The sequence below is a fragment of the Massilia cellulosiltytica genome, from assembly GCF_047325105.1.
In the GTDB taxonomy this organism is placed as follows: Bacteria; Pseudomonadota; Gammaproteobacteria; order Burkholderiales; family Burkholderiaceae_D; genus Telluria; species Telluria orientalis.
Genome location: NZ_CP168562.1, coordinates 2346518 through 2363572 on the forward strand (window position 1 = coordinate 2346518; position 17055 = coordinate 2363572).

12 protein-coding genes are annotated in these 17055 nt (G+C 68.3%); 9 read left to right on the plus strand and 3 right to left on the minus strand.

Annotation, left to right across the window (positions count from 1 at the left end; all coding sequences use genetic code 11):
- Positions 1–27: 27 nt before the first annotated feature.
- The 6 genes from smc to ACEN9H_RS10555 are packed head-to-tail and all read left to right on the plus strand — an operon-like array spanning position 28 to position 8997.
- Positions 28–3552: a chromosome segregation protein SMC gene (gene smc / locus ACEN9H_RS10530; protein ID WP_413674711.1), complete on the plus strand. Its 3525-nt coding sequence runs from the start codon at positions 28–30 to the stop codon at positions 3550–3552.
- A complete protein-coding gene (locus ACEN9H_RS10535) occupies positions 3549–4727 on the plus strand; it encodes a cell division protein ZipA C-terminal FtsZ-binding domain-containing protein (protein WP_413674712.1) in 1179 nt (392 codons plus the stop codon). The genes smc and ACEN9H_RS10535 overlap by 4 nt, the downstream gene beginning before the upstream one ends.
- Before the next feature lie 7 nt (positions 4728–4734).
- Positions 4735–7077 carry an NAD-dependent DNA ligase LigA gene (gene ligA, locus ACEN9H_RS10540; RefSeq protein WP_413674713.1) on the plus strand — a complete coding sequence of 781 codons (2343 nt, stop codon included), beginning with the start codon at positions 4735–4737 and terminating at the stop codon, positions 7075–7077.
- A gap of 17 nt (positions 7078–7094) precedes the next feature.
- Entirely contained in the window at positions 7095–7985 is an 891-nt protein-coding gene (galU, locus tag ACEN9H_RS10545; protein ID WP_413342295.1) for a UTP--glucose-1-phosphate uridylyltransferase GalU, read from the plus strand.
- Entirely contained in the window at positions 7982–8518 is a 537-nt protein-coding gene (def, locus tag ACEN9H_RS10550) for a peptide deformylase (RefSeq protein ID WP_413342293.1), read from the plus strand. The genes galU and def overlap by 4 nt, the downstream gene beginning before the upstream one ends.
- Positions 8515–8997: a hypothetical protein gene (locus ACEN9H_RS10555; RefSeq protein ID WP_413342292.1), complete on the plus strand. Its 483-nt coding sequence runs from the start codon at positions 8515–8517 to the stop codon at positions 8995–8997. The genes def and ACEN9H_RS10555 overlap by 4 nt, the downstream gene beginning before the upstream one ends.
- Here the strand turns inward: ACEN9H_RS10555 and ACEN9H_RS10560 are convergent.
- Both ACEN9H_RS10560 and ACEN9H_RS10565 read right to left on the minus strand, forming a co-directional pair.
- Positions 8989–10773, minus strand: a complete 1785-nt coding sequence (locus tag ACEN9H_RS10560) for a DUF885 domain-containing protein (protein WP_413342290.1) — start codon at positions 10771–10773, stop codon at positions 8989–8991. The two genes, ACEN9H_RS10555 and ACEN9H_RS10560, sit on opposite strands and share 9 nt — an antisense overlap.
- 104 nt (positions 10774–10877) lie before the next feature.
- Positions 10878–12494 carry a M28 family peptidase gene (locus ACEN9H_RS10565; RefSeq protein ID WP_413674714.1) on the minus strand — a complete coding sequence of 539 codons (1617 nt, stop codon included), beginning with the start codon at positions 12492–12494 and terminating at the stop codon, positions 10878–10880.
- Between the two features lie 174 nt (positions 12495–12668).
- Between ACEN9H_RS10565 and ACEN9H_RS10570 the strand changes: the two genes are divergently transcribed.
- The 3 genes from ACEN9H_RS10570 to ACEN9H_RS10580 are packed head-to-tail and all read left to right on the plus strand — an operon-like array spanning position 12669 to position 15849.
- Complete coding sequence (locus ACEN9H_RS10570; protein ID WP_413345376.1) at positions 12669–13064, plus strand: hypothetical protein; 396 nt, start codon at positions 12669–12671, stop codon at positions 13062–13064.
- Positions 13061–14521, plus strand: a complete 1461-nt coding sequence (locus tag ACEN9H_RS10575) for an RAD55 family ATPase (RefSeq protein ID WP_413674715.1) — start codon at positions 13061–13063, stop codon at positions 14519–14521. The genes ACEN9H_RS10570 and ACEN9H_RS10575 overlap by 4 nt, the downstream gene beginning before the upstream one ends.
- A gap of 8 nt (positions 14522–14529) precedes the next feature.
- Positions 14530–15849: an ATP-binding protein gene (locus tag ACEN9H_RS10580; protein WP_413674716.1), complete on the plus strand. Its 1320-nt coding sequence runs from the start codon at positions 14530–14532 to the stop codon at positions 15847–15849.
- On the opposite strand, the gene ACEN9H_RS10585 is transcribed toward ACEN9H_RS10580, so the two are convergent.
- A complete protein-coding gene (locus ACEN9H_RS10585; RefSeq protein ID WP_413674717.1) occupies positions 15839–17035 on the minus strand; it encodes a pyridoxal phosphate-dependent aminotransferase in 1197 nt (398 codons plus the stop codon). The genes ACEN9H_RS10580 and ACEN9H_RS10585 overlap by 11 nt on opposite strands.
- Positions 17036–17055 lie beyond the last annotated feature (20 nt).

Below are 17055 nucleotides of genomic sequence, written 5' to 3' on the forward strand. Positions count from 1 at the left end.
CGACTTCTCCCCCTACCGTAAGCGAACGTGCGTCTATCCTCCATCAAATTGTCGGGATTTAAGTCTTTCGTCGATCCCACCAATTTCCAGGTGCCGGGGCAGCTGGTCGGCGTGGTCGGCCCGAACGGATGCGGCAAATCGAACATCATCGATGCCGTACGGTGGGTGCTGGGCGAATCGAAAGCGTCCGAGCTGCGCGGCGAATCGATGCAGGACGTGATCTTCAACGGATCCACCAACCGCAAGCCGGCCGGGCGCGCGTCCGTCGAACTCGTGTTCGACAACACTGCCGGCAAGGCGGCCGGGCAGTGGGGCCAGTACGCCGAGATCGCCGTCAAGCGCACGCTCACGCGCGACGGCACGTCGACCTATTACATCAACGGCCAGCCCGTGCGCCGGCGCGACATCCAGGACATCTTCCTCGGCACGGGCTTGGGGCCGCGCGCCTACGCCATCATCGGCCAGGGCATGATCTCGCGCATCATCGAATCGCGCCCGGAAGAGCTGCGCGTGTTTCTCGAGGAGGCGGCCGGCGTCTCGAAGTACAAGGAGCGCCGGCGCGAGACGGAAAACCGGCTGTCGGACACGCGCGAGAACCTGCTGCGCGTCGAGGACATCCTGCGCGAGCTGAACGCGAATCTCGAAAAGCTGGAGGCGCAGGCCGCCGTCGCCAACCGTTTCCACCAGCTGCAGGCCGACCAGGAAGAGAAGCAGAAACTGCTCTGGCTCCTGCGCCGCAACGAGGCCAGGGCCGAGCAGCTGCGCTGGTTCCAGGAGATGGAGCAGGCGCAGACCGGACTCGAATCCCAGAACGCGCAGCTGCGCAACCTGGAGCTCGAGCTGGAACGCATGCGCCAGGCGCACTACGAGACGGGCGACCGCCTGCACGTGGCGCAGGGCGCGCTGTACCAGACCAATTCCGAGATCGGCAGCCTGGAAGCGCAGATCAAGTTCGTCGTCGAGTCGCGCACGCGCCTGCAGAACCAGATCGGCACGCTCACGGCCCAGCGCGAGCAGTGGCTGAACCAGGCGGGCGAGACGCAGGAGCAGATCGAGGAAGCCGAGTTCCGCCTGGAAGAACTGGCGGCGCGCGTGGAAGGCGCGCAGATCGCGGCGGAGGCGCAGAACGAACGCCTGCCCGACCTGGAAGCCGCGTGGCGCGACGCGCAGAACAGGTCGACCGAATCGCGCGCCCGCATCATGCAGATCCAGCAGCGCATCGAGCTGTCGTCCGCGCACCAGCGCAATGCGTCGAACATCCTCGCGAGCCTGGCCACGCGGCGCGAGCGCCTGCAGCAGGAGCGCGGCGGACTCAATCTGCCGGACGCCGGCCACCTCGACAACCTGCGCATGCAGCTGGAGGAAAAGCAGCTGCAGCTGGAAGAACAGAACCTGATGCTGGAAGAGGCGGCGAGCCGCCAGGAAGCCGTCGAGCAGGAGCGGCGCGACGCGCATGCGCAGGTCCAGCAGGAGACCGCCTCCAACGCCAGGCTGGAAGCGCGCTTGACCGCGCTGCGCCAGCTGCAGGAACGCGTGCAGACGCAAGGTAAAGTCCAGCCGTGGCTGCAGAAGCACGAACTGGATAAACTGCCGCGCCTGTGGCAGAAGCTCGACATCGAGACGGGCTGGGAAACGGCGCTGGAATCCGTGCTGCGCGAGCGCACGGGCGCGCTGGAAGTGTCGAACCTCGACTGGGCGCGCGGCTTCTTCGGCGATGCGCCGCCGGCCCGCATGGCGCTGTATTCGCCGGCACCGGGCAGCGCGGGCGCGCAGGATCATCACGGCCTGAAACCGTTCGCGAGTCTCCTCAAGCTGAACGACCCGGGCCTGCGCGGCCTGCTGGACGACTGGCTGACCGGCGTCTACGCGGCCGACGATCCGGGCACGGCGCTTGCGCAGCGTGGGAGGCTCCCACAGGGCGGCTGCTTCGTCACGCCGCAGGGCCACATGGTCACCGCATCGAGCGTGCGCTTCTACGCGGCGGACGCCGAGCAGGACGGCGTGCTCGCGCGCCAGCACGAGATCGACAATACGGCCAAGCAGTTGCGCGCGCAGGCGCTGCTGCTGGACGAGGCCCGCACGCGCGCCACGCGCGCCGACGCGGCGGTCTCCGACCTGCAGCGCCGCCTGCAGGACGGCCGCCAGAAAGTCGCGACCCTGCAGCGCGACGTGCATGCGCTGCAGATCGACGTCGTCAAGCAGGCCGAGGTCGAGGCCCGCTTCAACCAGAGGAGCGGCCAGATCGCGGCGGACCTCGACGAGATCGCCGCGCAGGAAGCGGAGCAGCGCCAGGCGAAGGCCGAGGCGGAAGCGCAGTTCGAAGAGCTGGACATGGAACTCGCCGAACTGCAGGGCGCGCACGAAGACGGCCAGGTCGAGTTCCAGGAACAGGAGCGGATCCTTGCCGAAGCGCGCAACCGCCTGCGCGACCTGGAACGCGCGGCGCAGGAAGCCGTGTTCGCGGAAAAGACGCAGCGCACGCGCATCGAGGAACTCCGCCGCACGATCGCCACCGCCCAGCAGCAGGCGCAGCAAGTCCTGGAAAGCATCGCCGCCGGCAAGCTGGAACTGGAAGCGCTGGAATCCGGCGCGGCGGCCGAGGGCCTGCAAGGCCTGCTGGCAAGGCGCACGGAGCAGGAACGGCTGCTTTCCGATGCGCGCCACGAACTGGACCAGCTCACGCAGCAGTTGCGCGCGGCGGAAGAAGCCCGCATGGCGGCGGAGCGCGGCCTGCAGCCGCAGCGCGAGCGCATCACCGAGATGCAGCTGAAGGAACAGGCCGCGCGCCTGAACCAGGAACAGTTCGCGGAAGCGTTGTCGGCCACGGGTGCCGACGAGGCCGCGCTGTCGGAAAAGCTCGATCCGGAGCTGAAGCCGTCGTACCTGCAGGGCGAGGTCACGCGCCTGACGAATGCCATCGCGTCGCTCGGTGCCGTCAACCTCGCGGCAGTGGAAGAGCTGGCGCAGGCGACGGAGAGAAAGCGCTTCCTCGACGCGCAGAACAACGACCTGCTGGAGGCGATCGGCACGCTGGAAGGCGCGATCTCCCGCATCGACCGCGAATCGCGCGACCTGCTGCAGGACACGTTCGACCGCGTCAACCTGCATTTCTCCGAACTGTTTCCGATCCTGTTCGGCGGCGGCCAGGCCAAGCTCGTGATGACGGGGGACGAAATCCTCGACTCGGGCGTGCAGGTGATGGCCCAGCCGCCCGGCAAGAAGAACGCGACGATCCATCTGCTGTCCGGCGGCGAGAAGGCGCTGACGGCGACGGCGCTCGTGTTCTCGATGTTCCGCCTGAACCCGGCGCCGTTCTGCCTCCTCGACGAGGTCGACGCGCCGCTGGACGACGCCAATACCGAGCGCTTCTGCCGCATGGTGAAGCGCATGTCGGACCATACCCAATTCCTCTTCATCTCGCACAACAAGATCGCGATGGAGATGGCCAACCAACTGATCGGTGTGACGATGCAGGAGCAGGGCGTGTCGCGCATCGTGGCGGTGGACATGGAGTCCGCCGCGAATTTCGCTACTGAGGCACAAGCAGCATGACAGACTTTCAAATGAGCCTGATCGCGGCCGGCGGCGTCTTCGTCGTCGGCGTCATTAGTTACAACAAGTGGCAGGAGTACAAGGCCCGCAAGAGCGTCGAGCGCGCGTTTTCGCACGACCACGACGACGTGCTGATGAACGGCGGCTCGAGCGAGCGCGCGGAACCGCACGTCCAGCGGCACGAGCCCGTGCTGGACGGCGGCCCCGTGCCGGATCACGACGTGCTGATCGAGCCGGGCATCGTCGCCGAGCCGTTCCAGCACGCCGCGCCGGGCCCCACACCCGCGGCCGCGCCGGTGCCGGCGGCCGCGGCTGCGCTCGACCCGGCCGCCGAGCTGCCGGCCGTGAAGCCGGACACGCCGCCCGCGCAACTGGCCGAGAACCTCGTCGACCCGCTGATCGACTGCCTGATCCCGCTGAATTCGGAAGGCCCGCTGCGCGGCGACCGCATCCTGCCCGCGCTGCTGAAACTGCGCCGCGTCGGCAACAAGCCCGTGCACTTCGTCGGCCTCGCGGTGAACGGCGACTGGGAACCGATCGTGCACGGCGGCGTGTACACGAAGCTGCAGGCCGGCGTCCAGCTGGCCACGCGCACGACGGCGCTGAACGAGCTGGAGTACTCGGAGATGGTCACGCGCCTGCGCGCCGTCGCCGACGAGATTGGCGCCGAGCCGGAAGTGCCGGACATGATCGAAGTGATGAGCGAAGCGAAGACGCTGCACCGCTTCGTCGCCGGCCACGATGCGCAACTGGGCGTGAACCTCGCGTCCAAAGGCGCGCCATGGGCAATGGCCACGTTGATCGGTGCGCTGGAAAACGCGGGCTTCGACGTGCGCCCGGACGGCAAGTTCGTCATGCTGGACAAGGAAGAGGGCGGCGGCACCCTGTTCACGCTGTCGACCAACGTCACGCTCGGCGCCGATACGACGTCGCGCCTGACGCTCCTTTTGGACGTACCGTGCGTGGCCCCGGCCCGCGACGGCTTCGGCAAGATGGTCGCGTGCGCGAAAGACCTCGAGCAGCGCCTGGAGGCCGCTATCGTCGACGACTTCGACCAGCCGCTGACGGATGCGGCGCTGGAAGAAATCGCGGGCCAGGTGCGCGAGTTCTACCAGGAGATGGACACGGCCGACGTCGCCGCCGGTTCCACCCGCGCGCTGCGCCTGTTCAGCTGAGGTGAGCATGGCCGACCTGGAACGGATGGCGTGGCTCGTCAAGGAATTGAACCACCACATCTACAACTACCACGTGCTCGACGCGCCGACGATTCCCGACGCCGAGTACGACAAGCTGTTCCGCGAACTGCAGGCGCTGGAAGCGCAGCATCCCGAAGCCGTGTCGGTGGATTCGCCGACGTCGCGCGTGGGCGCCGCGCCGATCCCGGAGTTCAAGCAGGTCACGCATGCGGTGCCCATGCTGTCGCTGAACAACGGCTTTTCCGACGAAGACATCGACAACTTCGACCGGCGCGTGCGCGATGGCCTCGGCCACGCGCAGGTGCGGTATGCGGCCGAGCTGAAATTCGACGGCCTCGCGATGAGCCTGCGCTACGAGAACGGCGTGTTCGTGCAGGCCGCCACACGCGGCGACGGCTACACGGGCGAGGACGTCACCGCCAATATCCGCACGGTGAAGGTGATCCCGTTGCGCCTGCGCGGCGACGATATTCCGGCCGTGCTGGAAGTGCGCGGCGAAGTCCTGATGTTCAAGGAGGACTTCGAACGTCTGAACCAGCGCCAGCGCGACGCGGGCCAGAAGGAATTCGCGAACCCGCGCAACGCGGCCGCGGGCAGCCTGCGCCAGCTCGACGCGCGCATCACGGCGCAGCGCCGCCTGCGCTTCTTCGCCTACGGCATCGGCCTGCTCGAAGGCGCGCCGCTGCCGGAATCGCATTCGAAGGCACTGGACTGGCTCGACCAGCTTGGTCTCCCCGTGTCGAAGGAACGCGCGGTGGTCACCGGATGCGAAGGCCTGCTGGGCTACTTCCACGACATCGGCGCGCGCCGCAAGTCGCTGCCGTACGAGATCGACGGCGTCGTGTACAAGGTCGACCGATTGTCGGACCAGCGCGAGCTGGGTTTTGTCTCGCGCGCGCCCCGTTTCGCGCTTGCGCATAAGTTCCCCGCCGAGGAAGCGCTGACGACGGTGTCCGCCATCGACGTGCAGGTGGGCCGCACCGGCGCGATCACGCCGGTGGCGCGCCTCGTGCCCGTCTCGGTCGGCGGCGTGACCGTCACGAATGCGACCCTGCACAACGAGGACGAGGTGCGCCGCAAGGACGTGCGCGTGGGCGACACGGTCGTCGTGCGCCGCGCGGGCGACGTCATCCCCGAGGTGCTGTCCGTCGTGCTGGAGCGCCGCCCGACGCCGGTACCGCCCGTGTACGAGCTGCCGAAGACGTGCCCCGTGTGCGGCTCGCACGTCGTGCGCGAAGAGGGAGAGGCCGTTGCGCGCTGCTCCGGCGGCCTGACGTGCGCCGCACAACGCAAGGAAGCGATCCGCCATTTCGCGGGCCGCCGCATGATGGACATCGAAGGGCTGGGCGACCGCTATATCGACAGCCTCGTGGAAGCGAACCTGATCCGCGGCGTGGCCGACCTGTATCGGCTCACCCTGGACGACCTGTTGAAGATGAAGCGCCTCGCGGACGAGCGCGACGGCACGACGCCGGAGACGGTCAAGCAGGGCAAGGTCGCGACGAAGTGGGCGGACAACCTGCTGGCCGCCATCGCCGCCAGCAAGCATCCGCCGCTGGAACGCCTGCTGTTCGCGCTGGGCATCCGCCACGTGGGCGAGTCGACGGCGAAGACGCTGGCCGACTGGCTCGGCAGCCTGGCGCTCGTGCGCCGTGCGCCGGCCGCGCTGCTGCGCGTACTGCCCGACATCGGCGGCACCGTCGCGGAAGCAATCGCCGACTTCTTCGCGGAAGAGAAGAACCAGCAGGCGCTGAACGATTTGCTGGCCGCCGGCGTCGCGCCGCAGGGCGAGCATCCGCCGCGCGCGCAGCTGCGCGAAAAACTCGACGACGTGGGCCTGCTGGCCGCGCTCGGGATCCCGAAACTCACGGAGCCGCGCGCGCGCCAGCTGCTGGCCGACGGCCGCACGCTGGACGACCTCGCGCACCTGAAGATCTTCAGCGTGTTCGGCCTGCCGGAAGGCGTCGTCACGGCGCTGGAGCAGTGGATGGCGGTGCCGGGCAACCGCGCGATGCTGGCCGCGCTGGCGGCGCTGCGCACCGAGCTGCTGGCGCTGCTGCCGCAGGATGCCGTCGACGCGGCCGGTCCGCTGGCCGGCAAGACGTTCGTGCTGACCGGGACGTTGCCGACGATGTCGCGCGATGCCGCGGGCGCGCTGATCGAACAGGCGGGCGGCAAGGTGTCCGGGTCGGTGTCGAAGAAGACGTCGTACGTCGTCGCGGGCGCGGAGGCGGGCAGCAAGCTGGAAAAGGCCGAGCAGCTCGGCGTGACCGTGCTGGACGAGGCGGGCCTGCTGGCCCTGCTGGGCGCACAGAATTCAACTCAATAATCAGACGGAGCTTCACAATGACCGCAATCAAGAAAGCCGTATTCCCGGTCGCCGGCCTCGGTAGCCGCTTCCTGCCGGCCACCAAGGCGCAGCCGAAGGAAATGCTGCCCATCGTCGACAAGCCGCTGATCCAGTACGCGGTCGAGGAAGCCGTGGCCGCCGGCATCACGGAACTCGTGTTCATCACGGGACGCAACAAGCGCGCCATCGAAGACCATTTCGACAAGGCCTACGAGCTGGAATCGGAACTGGAAGCGGCCGGCAAGCAGGAACTGCTGAAGCTCGTGCAGCAGGTCATTCCGAAGAACGTCAACTGCATCTACATCCGCCAGCCCGCCGCGCTGGGCCTGGGCCATGCCGTGCTGTGTGCCCGTCCCGTGATCGGCAACGAGCCGTTCGCCGTGCTGCTCGCGGACGACTTCATGGACACGGCCGACGGCCACAAGCCGGTGCTGGCGCAGATGACGGACCTGTACGCGTACGAGAAGTGCAGCGTGCTCGCCGTACAGGACGTGCCGCGCGCGAACACGCGCCAGTACGGCATCGTCAGCGCGCGCGCCTACCGTCCGGACCTGGAGCTGGTGTCCGGGATCATCGAGAAACCGAAGCCCGAGGATGCGCCGTCGACCCTGGCCGTCGTGGGCCGCTACGTGCTGTCCGGCGCCATCTTCGAACACCTGGAAAACCTGGGGACCGGTGCCGGCGGCGAAATCCAGCTGACCGACGGCATCGCGTCGCTGATGTCGCGCGAACGCGTGCTGGCCTACCGCTATGCCGGCACGCGCTACGACTGCGGCTCCAAGCTGGGCTACCTGAAGGCGACGGCCGCCATCGGCATGAAGCACCCGGAGACGGCCGAAGGCTACCGCGAATTCCTCACGCACCTGTGCGCGGACCTGCCGAAATGACGATCCGCGAGATCCTCAAAATGGGCGACCCGCGCCTGCTGCGCGTGGCGGAGCCCGTGCGCGAGTTCGATACGCCCGAACTGCACGCACTCGTTGCCGACATGTTCGAGACGATGCACGCCGTCGACGGCGCCGGCCTGGCCGCGCCGCAGATCGGCGTCAACCTGCAGCTGGTGATCTTCGGCTTCGGCAGGAACCAGCGCTACCCGGACGCGCCCGCCGTGCCGGAGACGGTGCTGATCAACCCGGTGCTCAAGCCTCTGTCGGAAGAAATGGAAGAGGGCTTCGAAGGCTGTTTGTCGGTGCCGGGCCTGCGCGGCAGCGTGCCGCGCTACACGCGCCTGCATTACGAGGGCGTCGACCAGTACGGCAAGCCGATCAGCCGCGACGTGGACGGTTTTCACGCGCGCGTCGTGCAGCACGAGGTGGATCACCTGCTGGGCATCCTGTACCCGATGCGGATCCGCGACTTTACCCGCTTCGGTTTTACGGAAGTGATGTTCCCCGATCTCGATCCGAAGGCCGACGATTGAAAACGCGTTCTCTATTCGCCTTGCTGGCGCTGCTCGGCACCGGCGCCCATGCCGACGACCTGTTCACGAAGATCGACGCCGATCCGAAGAGCGAACTGTGGATCGACAGCGGCTTCGCGACGTACCACTTCGACCGCGACAAGAACCTCAACGGCGGCAACCGCGGCCTCGGGTTCGAATACCGTTTCTCCGGCACGATGGCCGCGGCGGCGGGGCGCTTCGTCAACAGCGACCGCTATTACTCGAATTACGCGGGCGTGCTGTGGCAGCCGTATGCGCTGGGCCCCGTGCGCCTCGGCGCGGCGATCGCGATGTTCGACGGGTACCCGAAGATGCGCGACCGCGGCTGGTTCCCGGCCGTCGTGCCCACGTTTACGTACGAGTATCAGCGCGTGGGCGTGAACGTCGGCGTGATCCCGTCGTACAAGGATCGTCTGTACGGCGGCATCTCGGTGCAGCTGAAGGTCAAGTTATTTTGACGTCGGAGGATACGGCGATTTCCCGCCGTCCTTGATGAACGTATCGATCCGCGCCTTCAGCACCGGCAGCGGCACGGCCCCGAGCTGCAGCACCGTGTCGTGGAACGCGCGGATGTCGAACCTGTCGCCCAGCGCCGCCTCGGCCTTCCGGCGCGACTCGACGATCGCCATCTCGCCCAGGTAATACGACAGCGCCTGCCCCGGCCAGGAAATGTAGCGGTCGACCTCCGTCTGGATCTCGTGGTCGGACAGCGCCGTGTTGTCGTGCATGTAGGCCTGCGCCTGTTCGCGCGTCCAGCCCAGCGCGTGGATGCCCGTGTCGACGACGAGGCGGCTCGCGCGCCACGCCTGGTAGCTCAGCATGCCGAACGTTTCGTACGGCGTCTCGTACATCCCCATCTCGCTGCCCAGGCGCTCGCAATACAGCGCCCAGCCTTCGCCGTACGCGGAAATGTACGCGCGGCGGAATGGCGGCACGCCCTGCTGTTCCAGCGCCACCGGCATCTGGAACGCGTGGCCCGGTGCCGATTCGTGCAAGGTCAGCGCGGGGAGGCTGTACAGCGCGCGCGCCGGCAGGTTGTACGTGTTGACGAGGTAGATGCCCGGGCCGCCGCGCGCCGACGTGTAGTACGGCGCCTGGTCCGGCGGCACCGGCACGATGGCGAAGCGGCGGCGCGGCAGGTAGCCGAAGTACTGGTCGGCCTTGCCGTCGAATTTCTTGGAAATCCACGCCGCGCGCATCAACAGTTCTTCCGGCGTCTTCGCATAGAACTGCGGATCGCTGCGCAGGAAAGCGAGGAAGGCGGGCAGGTCGCCCTTGAAGCCGGCCTTGACCATCGTCTCCTGCATTTCGGCGCGGATTTTCGCCATCTCGGACAGGCCGATCCGGTGGATCTGCTGCGCCGTCATGTCCGTGGTCGTGTACTCGACGATCTTCGACTGGTAGTACGCCTTCCCGTCCGGCAGGCGCTCCGCCGCCAGCGTCGTGCGCGCGTTCGGCACGTACTCGTCGCGGAAGAACTGCAGGGCTTGCGCGTACGCGGGTTTCACGGCACTGTCGATCAGCGCGACGCCCTGCGTGCGCAGGCGCGCCTGCTCGTCCATCGGGATCGTCGCCGGCATCTCCTTGAACGGCGTGTACCACACCGTCTCTTCCGGCGCCTTCGCGTTGACGATGTTCAGCAGCGGCGCATCGCGGCCGGCCAGCGTCACCTGCGGCGGCGTGAAGCCGCGCGCGAGGCCGGCCCGCATGTTGTCCAGTTCTTCGCCGAAGTAGCGGGGCAGGTCGGCCAGCTGGGCGAGGTAGGCGCGGTATTCTTCCGCATTCTTCAGCGGGCGGCGCGCGATGTAGGCGATGTCGGACCAGAACGCGCTGTCCGCGTTCACGGGCTGCTCGTATTCGCGGAAGCGCTGCGCGGCGACGAATGCGGCGATCTGCGCGCGGTACACGGCATAGTTGACCTGCTCGGCGCGCGAGAGGTCCGCCGCGCGGATGCCGTCCAGCTGGCGCAGCACGCCTTCCCACATCGCCAGGCGCGCCGCCTGCGTGTGCGCGTCGACCTTCGGCAGCGCGTCGCGGACGTCGCGCGGCTCGTCCTCGTCCCATGCGATCCGCTGCTTGATCCGCCACTGCCACTCGGCCTTGTAGATGGCCTGGAAACGCGCATCGGCTTTCGACGCCGTTTTCGTGGCGGCGGGTGCGGCGATGGCGGCGACCGGCGCGAACTGCGCGGACAGGGCGAGGGAAAGGGCGGCGGCGAGCAAGGTCTGCTTCATGGTGGTCCTGTGGTCGAGGTGTCGTGAGCGGAGGCGGGGTATTGCCTCAACTCGCGATATTACCCGGCCATATCACGGCAGGCCAGTCGCATTTTGGTAACCCTTCAACGCTTTACCTTGCCGTACGCCTCGCCCGCCTTCCAGGTCGGCATCGTCGGCGCATTCGCGACCGCATAGCCGAGGTTCAGGGTGAACTGCGCCTGCTGCACCATGCCGGACAAGTCCCAGGCCGGATCGTACTGGTCGCTGACCTGGTGGTAGTCCTTCGTGAACGCGCGCATCTTCGCGCCTTCCGCGGACTGGTCGTGCTCGAAATCGAAATGGCCGTCGCCCGAGAACACGGCCGAGCCGACGTTGAACGCGGGGACGCCGGCCTTGGCGAAGTTGAAGTGGTCGGCGCGGAAGTAGGCGCCGCCGAGGTCCGGTACCGGTGCGGCCAGGCTCAGGCCCATCGCCTTCGCGACCGTGGCGGCCGTCGCGTACAGCGAGCTGCGCTCGGCGCCGGCCACGCCCATGTCGCGCGTGCGGCCGACGAAGTTCATGCTGTCCAGGTTCAGGTCCGCCGCGGTCTTCGCCAGCGGCCACACGGGATGGCGCACGTACGCCAGGCTGCCCAGCAGGCCCTGTTCTTCCGCGCACGGCCACAGGAAGATCTGCGTGCGCCTGGCCGGACGCTTGACCGCCGCCTGCGCCATCGCGAGCAGGGCCGCGGTGCCGGAGCCGTTGTCGATGGCGCCGTTCCAGATGTGGTCCGGCTTGCCGTTGTCCGGGTCGATACCCAGGTGGTCCCAGTGCGCGGAATAGATCACAGCCTGGTCGCGCAGCTTCGGATCGGTGCCGGGCACGATGCCGGCCACGTTGTACTCGACGACAGTGCGCACCGCGCTCTTCACGTCGGCCTCGACGCTGGCCGCGAGCGGCACCGGCCTGAAGCCGCGCACTTCGGCGGCGGCGCGCAGGCGGTCGAGGTCCTGGCCGCTGGCCGCGAGCAGTGTCCGCGCCATGTCTTCGCTGATCCAGCCCTGCAGCGCGTTGCCTTTGCCCGCCAGGTGGAATTGTTCGTGCGAGAAGCTGTTGACCGGGACGCTCCACGGATACGACGCGGACGGTGTCGTGTGGATCAGCAGGATGCCGGCCGCGCCCTGGCGCACCGCTTCCTCGAATTTATAGGTCCAGCGGCCGTACCACGTGAGCGACTTGCCGCCGAAGCGGTCCGGCTCCGCCCCGGTCGGCTGCGGATCGTTGACCATCGCGACGAGCACCTTGCCCTTCACGTCGGCGCCCAGGAAATCGTTCCAGCGTTCGTCGGGCGCGTCGATGCCGTAGCCGACGAACACGAGGGGCGCCGACACGCGCGTGGCCGCGCTGCCGTTGGCGTTGCCGAACACGACGTCGTGGCCGAACGTGACGGGCAGCACCCGGCCGCCGGCCACGAAACGGAGCGTGCTGCCGGGCAGCGTCTTCTGGCCGACCAGTTCGACTTTCTGGCGGTAGCCGCCGTCCGCCAGCGGCTTCAGGCCCAGCACGGCGGCCTGGGTCTCGAGGTAGCGCACGGTGAGTTCGCCGCCGCGCTGGCCCGTGCCGCGGCCTTCCAGCAGGTCGTCGGCGAGGAAGGACAGGTGGGCGCGCAGCGGTGCCTCGGCCACGGGCGGGGCGGACTGGGCGTGCGCGGCGCACGTGGCGGCGAGGAGCAGGGAAGCGGCACAGGTACGGAAAAACATGGTGAACGGCTCATGATCGATACAAAAACGCGATGGTAGCACCGCGTGTCGCACGTTGTCCGTATTGACACTCTATTAAAAAAATTGACCTTACATTCACGTTATAATCGGTAGAACGGACGTGCCAAGCCGAGGCCACGCCGCATGGCATGACAACCCCGACACCACCCCTGCATGGATAAAGACGAAAACCGAGCGCAACCGGCTCCCGCCGATCACGCCGCGCCGCTGATCCGGCCCTGGTCGCGCCTGGGCCGGCAACTGGTGCCACTGATCGGCGAAGGCGGTTTCGTCGCGTTGTTCACGCGCTCGGCGCGCCTGCTGGCGCCGCCGCGGGCGTGGCTCAGCGTCGACGCCACGCGCCGCACGAGCACGCTGCTGCTGACCGCTCTCGAGCAGGACCTGGCGGCGGCGGACCCCCAGGAAGCGGCCGCGACACACGATGAATTGATGGGTCTGTTCGTGCGGCAGCTGGGGACCCTCATCGGCCCCGCGTTGACGGCACGGCTGCTGTCCGAAACGGGTGCGGACGGCACGCCGCAAAAGAATCAGGAGGAGCACAAGCAATGAGCGGAAAAGTAACCCTGGAAAAACTGAGCACCGGTGTGCCAGGGCTCGATGTGCTTCTGGGCGGCGGCCTGACCGAGTTTTCGTTCACGCTGATCGCGGGTGCGCCCGGCAGCGGCAAGACGACGCTCGCGCACCAGATCATGTTCGCGCTCGCGAGCGAACAGCGGCGCGCGCTGTTCTTCACCGTGCTGGGCGAACCGCCGCTGAAGATGCTGCGCTACCAGCAGCAGTTCTCGTTCTTCGACATGGACAAGGTCGGACCGGCCGTCCGCTACGTCAACCTGGCCGACGACCTGCGCGCCGGCGATTTCAGCGGCGTGCTGGAACGGATCATGCGCGAAGTGGAGGACTTCGGCCCGAGCCTCGTGTTCGTCGATTCGTTCCGCTCCGTCGTGCAGACGGCGCGCAGCGGCAACGAGGGCCTGTGGGACCTGCAGCACTTCGTCCAGGAGCTGGGTTCGCGCATGGCCACGTGGCAGGCGACCACGTTCCTGATCGGCGAATACAGCCAGGCCGACGTCGAGGCCAACCCGATCATCACGGTGGCCGACGGCATGATCGCGCTGTCGCACAACCTGGACGAGGACGCGGTGGTGCGCAAGATCCGCATCGTCAAGATGCGCGGCCAGGCCCACATGGCGGGCGCGCACACCTTGCGCATCACGGACGACGGCATCCGCGTCTACCCGCGCCTGCTCACGCCGCAGCCCGAGGCCTACCTGACCATCGCCGCCGATCCGGCCCGCATTCCGACCGGCGTCGCGGGCCTGGACGACATGCTGCACGGTGGCCTGCCGCAGGGCCACACGATGCTCGTCTCCGGCCCCACGGGGATCGGCAAGACGATCCTCGGCACGCGCTTCCTGCAGGCCGGGGCGGCGCAGGGCGAGAAGGGCGTCGCCGTGTTCTTCGAAAAACACACGGCGCGCCTGCACAACGCGGAACTGATCAAGCTGGTGCAGGGCGGCCAGGTGACGGTGCTGCAATCGCTGTCGCTGTCGCTCACGGTCGAGGAATTGCTGGACCAGCTGACGGAGGCGATCGAGCGCACGGGCGCGACGCGCGTCGTGATCGATTCGCTGTCGGAGATCGGCCTGTACCTCGCGCCGGAATTCCGCTACGACCTGCGCCTGTCCGTGCTCCGCACGCTGTCGCTGCTGGCGCGGCGCGGCGTCACCGCCATCGTCACCGTCGGCTACGAGGACAACACGCCGAACTGGCGCTTCTCGATCGACAACCTGTGCTTCCTGGCCGACGCGGTGCTGTCGATGCGCTTCGCCGAAATCGAGGGACACATCTGCAAGTTCATGACGGTGGTGAAGGTACGCGGCACGGACCACAGCAACGAGCTGCGCGAATACCGCATCACCGACAAGGGCATCGAGGTCGATCCGCATGCGACGGAACTCGATGCCCTGATGTCGGGCTTTCCGACGCGGCGCCCGCCGCACAACTGAGGACGACGATGGGAACGTACCAGCAACAGCCCCCTGTTTCGGAACAGCGTTCCCTGCAAGCACTCTCGCACCAGAGCGTGGGTGCCTCGCCCGGCGAGGCGCTGCTGCTGGACCGCATCCGCGCGCTGGAAGAGGACGTGGCCCGGCTGCGCGAAGCGAACGAGAACCTCGTCCTCGCCACCTTCAACGCCGAGGACCAGCGCGAAGACGCGGAAGCCGTCAACCGCCGCCAGAACGAATTCCTCGCGATGCTGGCGCACGAGCTGCGCAACCCGCTGTCGCCGCTCGCGATGGCCGCGTCGCTGCTCGAACGCGACGCGGGCGCCGCGCCGCAGCAGCTGCGCCTGGCGAGCGTCATCACGCGCCAGGTCGACCACATGGCGCGCCTGCTCGACGACCTGCTCGACGCGGCCCGGCTCAGCAGCGGCAAGATCAGGCTGGCGGTCGAGACGCTGGCGCTGGCCGACGTGCTGCGCCACGCCGTCGAAACGGTGCAGCCGCGCATCCTGGAGCGCGGCCAGGCGCTGGACGTCGAACTGCCGGCGACGGCGGTCGCGGTGGAAGGCGACAAGGTGCGCCTCGCCCAGGTGTTCACGAACCTGCTCGGCAATGCGTCGAAGTACACGGGCGACGGCGGCCGGCTGCGGCTCGCCGCGCACGCCGATCCCGACCAGATCGTGGTGACCGTCTCCGACGACGGCACCGGCATCGCGCCCGAGGTGCTGCCCTACATCTTCGACCTGTTCACGCAGGGCCCGCGCTCGCTGGCCCGGTCCGAGGGCGGGCTTGGTGTGGGCCTGAACGTCGTGCGCAACCTCGTGGGCATGCACCGCGGGACGGTGGAGGCCCACAGCGACGGTCCCGGCCGCGGCAGCCGCTTCACGGTGCGCCTGCCGCGCGCCGCCGGCCTGCCCGCGGCGCCGGTCCGGCCCGAGCCGCCCCGGGCCACGCCGCGCCGCCGCATCCTGCTCGTGGAAGACAATGCGGATGCCAGCGCCACGCTGGCCGACATCCTCGCGGCGGAAGGACATGACGTCGTCTGTGCCGGCGACGGCCGGGCAGGCCTGGCGCGCGCGCTCGCGGAGCGGTGGGACGTGATCGTGTGCGACATCGGCCTGCCCGAACTCGACGGCCTCAAGCTGATGCAGGCCCTGCGCGCGCAGCAGGAAGGCGCCCGTCCATACGCAATCGCGCTGACGGGCTACGGCCAGCCGGACGACGAGGCGCGCGGGTTCGCGGCCGGATTCGACCGCTATCTCGTCAAGCCGGTCGGCGCCGCGGCGCTGCTGGCCGTCGTCGCCGACGCCCCGGCCGCGGTCAGCGCCTGATCAGTGTCGCCAGGCGGTCGACCGCCTGCTCGATCCGCTCGTATTTCGTCGCGTAGGAAAAGCGCACGTGCTGCTTCGGCGCGGCGAACCCGAAGTCGTCGCCCGGCACGAGCGCGACCAGCGCGTCGCGCAGCACGGCCATGCCGAACGCGCTGCTGTCGTGCGCGAGCGGGTGGTTTACCTGCGTGATGTCGGCATACACGTAGAAGGCGCCGTCCGGCAGCACGGGCACCTGGAAACCGAGGTCGCGCAGCGCCGGCACGAGGAAGTCGCGGCGGCGGCGGAATTCCCGGCGGCGCTCCTCGAAGATGGCGATGGCGTCGTCGTGGAAGGCCGCCAGCGCCGCGTGCTGGGCGATGGCGGGGGCGCAGATGAACAGGTTCTGCGCCAGTTTTTCGACGGCCGGCACGAGCGACTCCGGCAGCACGAGCCAGCCCAGGCGCCAGCCCGTCATGCTGAAATATTTCGAGAAGCTGTTGACGGTGATGACGTCGTCGCCGAAGGACAGGGCGCTCGTGGCGCGGTCGCCTTCTTTTTCACCGTAATAGAGACCTTGGTAGATCTCGTCGACGATGGAGAAGCCGCCGCGCGCGCGGACGGCCGCGACCACGTCGCGCGTCTGCGCCGGCGTCATCGACGTGCCGGTCGGGTTCGACGGCGACGCGACGATCACGCCGCGCGTGCGTTCCGTCCAGCGCCCGGCCACCTGGGCCGCCGTCAGCTGGTAGCGTTCGGCGGGGCCGGACGGCACGAGGACGGCCCGGCCGCCGAACGCGCTGACGAAATGGCGGTTGCACGGGTAGCTCGGGTCGGGCATCAGGACCTCGTCGCCGTCCGCCACGAGCGCGGCGCAGGCCAGCAGCAGGCCGGCCGACGCGCCCGCCGTCACGACGATGCGCTGCGGCGGGATGTCGAGGCCGTAGGCGCGGGCATAGTGCGCGGAGATGGCGTCGCGCAGGGCGGGCAGGCCCAGCGATTCGGTGTACTGCGTGGCGCCGCGCTGGATCGCGTCCATGGCGGCGCGGGCGACCACGTCGGGTGCCGTGAAATCGGGTTCGCCGACGCTCATGCTGATGACGTCCTGGCCGGCGCGCACCATGCTGGCCGCGGCCTTGACCATTTCCATCACGCGGAAGGGTTCGATGGCGTCGACGCGGCGCGCCACCTGGAGTGGATTGTGAGACATCGTGGGATTGTCGAAACGGA